The sequence below is a fragment of the Bacillus sp. JJ1127 genome, from assembly GCF_036965845.1.
Taxonomy (GTDB): domain Bacteria; phylum Bacillota; class Bacilli; order Bacillales; family Bacillaceae_G; genus Bacillus_A.
On record NZ_JBALQK010000222.1, the window covers coordinates 1 to 9,186 of the forward strand.

At 34.2% G+C, this 9,186-nt stretch carries 7 protein-coding genes and 1 riboswitch; of the genes, 1 reads left to right on the forward strand and 6 read right to left on the reverse strand.

Features of this window, described 5'->3' with window-relative positions; genetic code table 11:
• From V7183_RS19930 to panE, 5 genes are all read right to left on the reverse strand, one after another.
• Positions 1–1,181 (reverse strand): NupC/NupG family nucleoside CNT transporter (locus V7183_RS19930; protein ID WP_335360593.1); only part of this gene is annotated, 1,181 nt, incomplete at its 3' end.
• 110 nt (positions 1,182–1,291) lie between these two features.
• On the reverse strand, positions 1,292–1,963 hold the full coding sequence (deoC, locus tag V7183_RS19935; protein WP_097899400.1) for a deoxyribose-phosphate aldolase: 672 nt from the start codon (positions 1,961–1,963) through the stop codon (positions 1,292–1,294).
• Positions 1,964–2,110: 147 nt separating this feature from the next.
• Positions 2,111–3,058, reverse strand: coding sequence for a sugar-binding transcriptional regulator (locus tag V7183_RS19940; RefSeq protein ID WP_335360594.1), 948 nt, complete (start codon positions 3,056–3,058; stop codon positions 2,111–2,113).
• Positions 3,059–3,241: 183 nt separating this feature from the next.
• Entirely contained in the window at positions 3,242–5,068 is a 1,827-nt protein-coding gene (locus V7183_RS19945) for an APC family permease (protein WP_335360595.1), read from the reverse strand.
• 154 nt (positions 5,069–5,222) lie between these two features.
• Positions 5,223–5,367: riboswitch (cyclic di-AMP (ydaO/yuaA leader) on the reverse strand.
• Between the two features lie 376 nt (positions 5,368–5,743).
• Complete coding sequence (panE, locus tag V7183_RS19950) at positions 5,744–6,652, reverse strand: 2-dehydropantoate 2-reductase (protein ID WP_335360596.1); 909 nt, start codon at positions 6,650–6,652, stop codon at positions 5,744–5,746.
• A gap of 439 nt (positions 6,653–7,091) precedes the next feature.
• On the opposite strand from panE, the gene V7183_RS19955 reads away from it, so the two are divergent.
• Positions 7,092–7,553, forward strand: coding sequence for a YfbM family protein (locus V7183_RS19955; protein WP_097899403.1), 462 nt, complete (start codon positions 7,092–7,094; stop codon positions 7,551–7,553).
• Between the two features lie 63 nt (positions 7,554–7,616).
• Here the strand turns inward: V7183_RS19955 and trhO are convergent, their stop codons facing one another.
• A complete protein-coding gene (gene trhO / locus V7183_RS19960) occupies positions 7,617–8,591 on the reverse strand; it encodes an oxygen-dependent tRNA uridine(34) hydroxylase TrhO (protein ID WP_335360597.1) in 975 nt (324 codons plus the stop codon).
• Between the last annotated feature and the right edge of the window lie 595 nt (positions 8,592–9,186).

The window sequence follows — 9,186 nt, forward strand, 5'->3', positions numbered from 1 at the left end:
CAATATATTAATCCAACTATTGTTGCTGATAAGAAGCTTACTAAAGTTGCACCAAAAAGTAGTTTCAAACCAAATCTTGCTACCACATTTCCTTGTTTTTCATTTAAGCTTTTAACAGCACCAGCAATAATTCCGATTGAAGAGAAATTTGCGAATGAAACAAGGAACACTGATATGATAGCAGTCGTTCTTCCTGTAAAATTGAAGTTACCTTTTGCCAAATCTGTCATAGCTACAAACTCATTTGATACAAGTTTCGTCGCCATAATATTACCGGCATTAACAGCTTCATGCCAAGGAACCCCCATAATAAATGCAAATGGTGCAAATACATAACCAAGAATCTCTTGGAATGAGATACCAATTGCTCCTTTAAAAATAGCATTAATGAAAGCAATTAAAGCAACGAATCCAATTAGCATAGCAGCTACTGTAATCGCAACTTTAAAACCATCTATTATATATTCTCCTAACACTTCAAAAAAGCTCTTTTTCTCTTCTTCTTGTACTTCTAACATATCTTCTTCTTCAGTAACCTCATAAGGGTTAATAATAGAAGCGATAATAAACCCTCCAAATAAGTTCAATACTAGAGCGGTTACAACATACTGAGGCTTTAGTAACACCATGTAGGATCCAACTATAGACATAGAAACTGTCGACATCGCAGACGCACATAGTGTATATAATCTTCTTTCTGATAGTAAACCTAGCTGCTTCTTAACAGAAATAAATACTTCTGATTGTCCTAAAATTGCTGAAGCCACAGCGTTATATGATTCAAGTTTGCCCATTCCATTTACTTTACTTAAAACTAAACCAATGTATTTCACAATAAACGGCAATACCTTAATGTGCTGTAAAATACCTATTAAGGCCGATATAAACACAATTGGCATTAATACCCCTAAAAAGAATGAAAATTCTTTTTGATTGACCAAACCGCCAAATACAAAGTTAATACCATCTCCAGCATACTTTAACAATTGTCCAAAACCATCTGCAATTCCAGCTATTAGTATGTTCCCTACACTTGTATTTAATAATACAAAGCCTAAAATGAACTGTAATATAATCATCGTTATAATAGGACGATATTTAACTTTTCTTCTATTATTACTAGCAAGCCATGCGATACCTAAAATAATTGCGAGGCCTATAATACCTATTAAGTACTTCATAAAACTCCCCCCTTTTCCCGTATCCGCTTACATATTTTTTGAATGTTAAAGCAATAGATACACCATGTCTTTGACAATTTGTGTATCCATTACTCCCAACTTTTTATGAATTAATAGTTATCTGAAGCGCCTTCTTTATCATTTAATACAATTGCAACACTAGCACTTGCTCCGATTCTAGAAGCTCCAGCTTTAATCATTTTTTCTGCATCTTCACGTGTACGAACGCCACCAGATGCTTTCACGCCAACATTTTCTCCAACTGTTTTGCGCATTAATGCAATATCTTCAGCAGTCGCTCCACCAGTTGAGAATCCAGTTGAAGTTTTTACAAAATCAGCACCAGCTTTTACAGATAATTCACAAGCACGCACTTTTTCTTCATCTGTTAGTAAACAAGTTTCAATAATAACTTTTACAAGCGCTTTTCCTTTTGCAGCTTGTACAACTTCATAAATATCCTTTTCAACAAGTTCATTTTCTCCATCTTTTAAAGCACCGACATTGATTACCATGTCTACTTCAGTTGCGCCTTTTGCGATTACATCTTTTGTTTCAAATACTTTTGTTTCAGTCGTATTTGCACCTAAAGGGAATCCAATAACTGTGCAAACGTCCACATCATGTCCTGCTAATTCTTCAGCAGCTAATTTTACCCATGTTGGATTAATACAAACAGAAGCGAAATTGTATTTCTTTGCTTCTTCTAAAACTTTCATAACATCTTCTTTTTTAGTATCCGGTTTCAAAACTGTATGATCAATTAACTTTGCAATATTCATTTTCTTCACTCCTCATATCTTTTAACAACTTCATTCTAACTCTTACTTGAACAAATGTAAACATACTTTTGAAATTTTGTTCATATCTTTTTTTCTTTATTTAAAAAGGCTCCCTCAAAATACTACTTTTGAGAGAGCCTTCTATTTCTAATCTTTTTGATAATGTAACAATTCTTTTGCGGTATGCTGATCTATAATTAATACATTTGCATATCCACCTCTTAACGCACCATCAATTGCCTTCACTTTTCTAGATCCTCCAGCAACGAGAACAGAACGTTTTTTTAATCGTAACTCTTCTAAATCAATTCCAATTGTACGTTGATTAATTTCTTCACTACAAATATTGCCGTCTCCATCAAAAAAGCGTGAACAAATGTCACCAACAGCTTGCTTTTTCAATAGATCCATTTCGTCCTTATCCAAATAACCTAATCGGAATAATAACGCTTCGTCTCGAACAGTTCCGACAGTAAAGATTGCAATGTTCGCTTGTTTTCCCATTGCAATAATATGGTGGATATGTCTATCCTGTTCCACTAATTCCTTTGTCACTGCATTATCAAATATAACTGGGAGCGGTAAATTTCGCGGTGTCGTTTGAAAAGCATCTGCAAATAAAGCAATTGTCTCATTCGCATATGTATTTACACTTGAATGACTGATGCCTCCTTTTAATTGGACAACCTCCACTCCTTTTACATGCTGTGGTACAATTTTTCTAGCGATTTCATACATTGTCGTTCCCCAGCTCACCCCGACGATATCACCATTTGTAACAGTTTTCTCCATATACTCAGCAGCATATTTACTAATATATTCCGTAATCGTCGCATACTCTGGTACCGGAGAAAACACGACATGTGCCTCTAACAAATTATATTTTTCTTTAAGCAGGTTTCCGACATTATCTAAATCAGCAAATGGATCTGCTATATGAATTTGAACAAATCCCTTTTCTTTTGCATATTTTAACAACCTCGAGATAGTTGGCCTCGAAATATTCAGCTTATTAGCAATTTCTTGTTGGCTATAATCCGATTGATAGTATAACCTCGCAACTTCAACACTTAATTGTTGTTTCTCTTTATCCATAGTAGCTCATTACATATCCTTTCCTATTATTTCCCTTTTATCACATACATTGTACTTACAAGCATTATACAGCCTTATTCTAAAAAATTCGACCATCTAAATGAATAGAGAACATTTCTATTCCTCACATATAAGAAATGGTAGCTTTATCCACGTAAAGCTACCTTAGAAATCTATTAATCTTTATTTTTTCAAATGGTAAGGTACAGTTGTAATAACTACATTTCTCTTATAAAGCAAGAATGCACGAATCAATAAGCTAGACTGGTTATGAAGAATATTATGCCAACCCTTCTTAGGAATAAATTGCGGTATTACTACAGTAACCCGATAATTTGATTCACTTGCTTTGTATTGAACTGTATCAATAAATTTAGTTAATGGCTGAATAATACTTCTATAATGAGAGTGCAGTGTCGCTAATCTAACATCAGGCTGCCATTTCTTCCATTTTTCTTCAAATTTCTTCTCATCTTCTCTTTCAAAAGAAACGTAAACAGCAATGATTTGATCTGGTGAAAGAGATTTAGCGTAATTTAACGAGTTCTCTACTACATGAGTCATACCAGCCACTGGTACAAGTATTACATTCCCTTCAATCGGCACAATTGGCTCACAAGTTGTAAGACTTAATTGGTCTCCTATCGCTTCATAATGCTTTCTAATTCGGTGAAACACAAAAATAATGATAGGTAGGAAAATCAAGACTGTCCAAACTTGTGAGAATTTAGTTAAAAAGAACATACTCATAACTATAAAACTAATAATAGCACCCGTTAAATTGATCGTTAATTTTAAAATCCATCCTTGAGGCTTTTCACGAATCCATTTAACTACCATTCCAGACTGGGACAACGTAAATGGGATAAACACGCCTACTGCATAAAGTGGAATAAGATGTTCTGTTTGCCCTTGGAAAGCAATAATTAAAATAATTGAAGCAATCCCAAGTATGATAATTCCATTAGAATACCCTAATCGGTCTCCCCTAACTGTAAACATTCTTGGTATGAACTTATCTTTTGCAAGATTAACTGCCAGTAAGGGGAAAGCAGAATAGCCAGTGTTAGCAGCAAGGATTAATATCACTGCTGTTGTTCCTTGAATAAAGAAATACATAAAATGCCGTCCAAATGTTTCTTCAGCAATTTGTGAGACAACTGTTACCTCTTGACTAGGAGCAATGCCATAATAATAAGCTAAATATACGATCCCCGAAAATAGCAACGCAAGTAAGGCCCCCATCGCAAGTAACGTTTTAGCAGCATTATTAGGAGCGGGATCTTTAAAGTTTGGAATTGCATTGGAAATAGCTTCAACTCCAGTCAAAGCAGAACTACCTGATGCAAATGCTCTTAAAAGTATAAATAAACTAATTCCTGCTACTGGTGTGCCAATTGGCGTATGTAAATGAGACGGAACTGCACCTGTTGCAATGTTATATATACCTACACCGATTAATATAAATAATGCTAAAACAAATAAATATACCGGATAAGCTAAAACAGAAGCTGATTCCGTTACACCTCGTAAGTTCAAGATTGTAATAAATAACACAAATATGATGGCAATAACCACATTATGAGCATGTAGACTAGGAAAAGCAGATGTAAGTGCATCCGTACCCGCAGATACACTTACGGCCACAGTTAAAATATAGTCTACTAACAAGGAGCCTCCAGCTATTAATCCCGGATTGACACCTAAATTTTCTTTTGATACCACATACGCTCCTCCGCCGTGAGGATATGCAAAGATGATTTGCCTATAAGATAGAATAAGAGCCGTTAACAGAACTAACACTCCAACTGCAATCGGAATGGAATACCAATATGCTAACGTGCCGACTGTAGTTAGAGCAATCAATATTTGCTCTGGACCATATGCAACTGATGATAAAGCATCAGAAGAAAGAATAGCTAATGCTTTCGTTTTGTTAAGTTTTTGCTCTCCTAATTCGGTTGATTTTAATGGCCGACCGATTAAGAATCTTTTTATGGAAGAAACCACTGACCTTCACTCTCCAATAATTTTATGCATTTATTTCTCTGTTAGTTAAATAAAACCCTTAATAAAAGACAGGTTTTCCGAAAATAAAAAAATGTCTACAAGTTCATAACAAATAAACTTGTAGACATCAATTTTTTTGTCGCACAAGCTCCACCTTCCTTCTCATATAACGCTTATGAGGTTAGCTGTCGGATTCGGGCCATTGAGTAGCCCTACCTTGCAAGGATTCACCCCTTGGATTATGTATCAATCCACAAAAACGGTTCCCCCATACCATCAGGTTTCAGCGATTTAGAAATTTGAAACTGTCGATTATCATACTCCCTTATTTAAAAAAAGTAAATAAAAATTTTTAAACAATAGCTTAATTTTTTTGAAATAGAAAAATTGTGATGATTATGTAGGATAGTACTTTATAAATGAACATAATGTATCCGATCAAGTTCGCCTAAGAAGAATGATATATTTAAAGGTATTTTTTTCTGACAAATTTTCAGGTCAACTAGTTGAAAGTACTCCTTAAAGTCTGTTCCTTCAAATTTCTTAAGATTTAGTCGATGCATTTCATCCCTCCAAACTTCCCTTTAAACGGATAGGAATTATTACTATATCTTTAAGTTAATTTGAAAAAGCCGATACTATTTTTATAATATCGACTTTCAATTTTAAACACCTTTATTCTTCGTAAATTTTTAAATTTTGATAAACAATCTTTAACAACGGTGCATCTATATGAAATTGTTTTGCTAATTCCAATAAATATCCTTGTAAATACTCTACTTCGATAGATGAACCTTTTTCCATATCCCGCTGCATAGAAGATTTCATATCATATGAAATCTTCTCAATCGTCTTCATATGTTCGTCAACAATATTATCCTGAATTGGGGCTCCAGATGCTGTCATAATCTGCGCTGCTTCTTCAAGTAAGTTCCGAATCAAGTCACGGCCCCCATCACTTTCACGAATCGGTCCTATTGGCGCTCGCATTAGCGTAGTCACACCTGACATAACAGTAATAAATAAATATTTATGCCACATATCTTGCACAATATGATTACTCAAAACAAAGCTTGCTTTTGTACCCTTTAATGTATCGGTAATCCCTTGTATTCGCTCTGTATGTAGATGTTTAATTTCCCCAAATACAAGTCGGTCAGTGGAGCTAGTTTGAACAACATTTCCCTCATCGTTTAATGTTGTTTCGATAAAACACAAACCTCCAATAACTTTATCCTCGCCAAATACCCTTTGTAATGCAGATAGATGGGCTATACCATTTAGTAGTGGTATAATAATTGTCTTCTCACCAACAAATGGCTTCAAATCGTTTATTGCTTCTTCTAAATGATAAGTTTTTGTTGAAAATAATATTAAATCGAATGGATCTACGGATTCAGTTTTAGTGATTAATTGTGGAATAAATGAAAAATCTCCCTTTATGCTACGAATAACAAGACCATTTTTCTCAAGCTGTTGTTTCCGTCGACTACGAACGAGAAAAGTAACATCTTCCCCTTTTTCTACTAAACGGCCCCCAAAATATCCTCCGACTCCTCCAGCTCCTAATACTAAAATACGCATATAGAACCCCCCTCTTTCAAAACATGAAAATTTTACTTTCTTATAGCATAACTATATTATACATATAAAGATACTGTTGTTTACGGTTTAACAAGATCTGATTATAACAAGAGTAAGTAGCCGTGCTTCTTTTTAGCAAATATCAATAATACGAAAACTTTACTTCCACCATAAAAATCAAATGTTCCAGAACAAACAACACAGAAACCTCCTTTTAACAATTACGTTTTAACATCTAAATGAATGATTATAAAAAGAATAGGCCACAAATTTTTATGGCCTACTCTTTTATTTAAACATTTCCTTTGTTTTGATTCACCAGAAGTAATCTATATTTTCTCATATCTTACAAATGAGTTATAATCCTCTTCTATCCCCCAAAAAACCCCTACATAAATATGATATACTAAATTCAAAATCTTTAGAGGAGCTGGCTATTATGGGGATGATTGGACAGTATGTATTAGTTACAGATGAGGAATTAAGTAAAATCAAAAACAATGAGTTAGATATTTATTTTAAAGAATCTGATTTAGATATCGATAAGTCCTGGCAACTACTTCATTTTATTTTATGTGGTGAGATTGGCGGAGGCGAACCACCACTTGGACATGTTGTACCTCTTAATGATTCCATCATAGATAACGATTCTCTCGGTACGTTTTACCTTACAGCTAGTGAAGTCGAAGAAGCTTATTTGGCAATAAAAGACTTAAGTGCATCTGATTTCAATAACATGTACAGCTTTCAAGATTTAATGGATGAACAACTTTATCCACTTGTTGAGGATGATGACCCGAATGAAATATTAGAATATACCTATAGTTACTTTTTAGAAATTCAAAAACTATATAAACAAGCTGTTTCAAACAAGCAATGTGCAATCTTTTTTATTATCTAAATAGAAATAAAAAAACGGATCCCCTCGTTTACGATAAGATCCGTTTTTTATTAAAGTGAACGATTATCCTAATTCCACTTGATTTTCTGCTTCAATTTTTTCTAATGCAATAGCTACTTGTTCTTCTGTTAATTCATGTTCTTTTACATAACGATTGCGCGGGTGTACACGGCATTCGTGTGAGCATGCACGTAAATATTTGTGTTCATTTTCTTCTGAGCATAAGATTTTTTTGTTACATTCTGGATTTGCACAATTTACATAGCGTTCGCAAGGTTCGTTTGTAAAGTGATCTTTACCAACAATAACATGTTCTTTTTGATTCACAGGAACCGCAATTCGCTCATCAAATACATAACATTGTCCATCCCATAGTTCACCTTGTACTTCAGAATCTTTTCCGTACGTTACAATTCCGCCATGAAGCTGACTTACATCTTCAAAACCTTCTCGAACTAACCAGCCTGAAAACTTCTCACAACGAATACCACCTGTACAATACGTTAAAATCTTTTTACCTTCAAACATTTCCTTATTTTCATCAATCCAGTCAGGTAATTCACGGAATGATTTAATATCAGGTTTAATCGCACCTCTAAAATGACCTAAATCAAATTCATAGTCATTTCTTGCATCGATTACAACCGTATTTTCTTGTTTCATTGCTTCATAAAACTCTTTTGGTTCTAAATACTTTCCTGTTGTTTCTTTCGGATTAATATCATCATGTAATCGAAGTGTAACAAGCTCTTTACGAGGACGCACGTGCATTTTTTTAAACGCATGCCCATCTGCTTCATCTACTTTAAAAACGATTCCAGCAAAACGCGGATCATTCTTCATTGTTTCCATATATTTCTCTGTTTGCTGGGCAGTACCTGAAGCAGTCCCGTTAATTCCCTCTTCTGCTACAAGAATTCTTCCTTTTAACTCAAGTGAATTACAAAATTCTAGATGCTGAGCAGCAAATTCTTCAGGATTCTCAATTGTAGTGTACATGTAGTACAGTAACACTCTGTACGGTTTCGTATTTGACATTTTATTTTTACCACCTATCTAATTCGATATTTTAACATCATGTATAAGTTAACGATCATATCGGAACATATAAGAATAAGAAAAGATATGCTAACTATTGTTCAAGTAAATTTCTCCTATTTATAATGTTTTCCTGTAAGTTAACACAAATGAAAATGAGATTACATCACAATCCACTACGGTTGTGATGTAATCCCAATATATTATATAACATACAAATAAGTTTCCAGCAATTAATATGCTTTTCCTCACACGTGTTGATTAACCAAAATTATACAGTATTTATTTGGTTTATTTGCCGATGGAATGCTAGTATTTCTGTCAAATAAATTCTCCAATCAAACGGCAGAGTATCACAAAGAAACAGGCGTGGCTTTTCCTATTTCATAATCGAAAAACATGCTCTTTTCTATATATACATCAATTAAAAAACCGACATAAAACCCCTCTTTTGAGGAGAGAGAGAACATCTGGCCATGCATAGAAACGGTCGGGTCCTTTTTCTGCCACATGCGAAGTAAAAACAGAAGGAGCAAACGAGTGTAGGTTACTATTTATTCTGCATCGCAAGGATCTAGATGTCGAAAAATGAAAA